Source organism: Streptomyces marokkonensis, from assembly GCF_039539045.1.
Classification (GTDB): domain Bacteria; phylum Actinomycetota; class Actinomycetes; order Streptomycetales; family Streptomycetaceae; genus Streptomyces; species Streptomyces marokkonensis.
Map to the genome: position 1 here is coordinate 1 of NZ_BAABCQ010000395.1, position 896 is coordinate 896.

An 896-nucleotide genomic window follows, 5' to 3' on the forward strand; every position below is an offset into this window, starting at 1 on the left:
GCCGCCGGCCATGACGAGCGCGGTGACGGTGCAGGCGAGCGCCTTCTTGAGAGCCATGCGGGTTTCCTCCTGAGTGGGGTGTGTGATCACCGAAGGCGTGCGCCCACTGAAGGGCTTCACGCAATCGGCGGTTGCGCCGGACTCGGATGTTCACAGCCGGACTTGACCGTGTTTTCCGTTCGACTATCAATGCAACGAATCCATACCCCGCGAGTTCTGCTCCAACGGAGTGAATTGCGGACCGCGATCGCCGGACGCCGTCTCCCGTCGACGCCATCGGGCTACCAGGTCTCGCATTTCTTTGCCTCCACCTGCACGCTCAGTATTGTTCGGCCGCAGGCAACTGCGACCGAGGAGGACTTCATTGTCCCGCGCAGGTGCCACAGCCCCCGTCCCCGACTCAGACAGGACCCGAGGAATGCTGAGCACTCGTCTGGCCATTCTCTCGCTGTGTGCGGTGCCCCTGGCAGCCCTGCAGGCCGGCACCGCTCACGCGGGAGAAGAAGACGCGAGGTTCGTGAACAACACCCAGATCCTCTCCTGCGTGAACATCGAAGTCCTCGACCTTCCGATCGCATCGGTTTCGGGCACTACCATCGACTGTTCCGATCATCATGAAGAATCGTCGACCACGTCCCGGACCCACGAATAACGGCTTCACTCCGTCGGAGCAACACCCACCGGTCCGCGACTTCGTTCATTGAGTAGTCGCGTTCGGAAAGTGCTGCCGGAGTACGGATTGGCAGCCGCGAGACGCGGTCACCGCCGAGCGCGGGCGATGCCCTCAATGAGATTCGCCTGCCTCTAGTACGACAGACCCCACTCAGGAGGAAATTCGCATGGCTCTCAAGAAGGCGATCGCCTGCACCGTCACCGCGCTGGTCATGGCCGGCGGT

General features: G+C 62.4%; 1 protein-coding gene. It reads left to right on the forward strand.

Annotated elements, in window-relative coordinates; all coding sequences use genetic code 11:
- The first annotated feature begins 418 nt into the window (after positions 1–418).
- Positions 419–652, forward strand: coding sequence for a hypothetical protein (locus ABEA26_RS36070; RefSeq protein WP_345598307.1), 234 nt, complete (start codon positions 419–421; stop codon positions 650–652).
- Positions 653–896: the final 244 nt, after the last annotated feature.

What these genes read in the sequence shown, in the direction of transcription:
- ABEA26_RS36070 (WP_345598307.1), top strand. Translation starts at nt 419, where the DNA reads ATGCTGAGCACTCGTCTGGCCATTCTCTCGCTGTGTGCGGTGCCCCTG.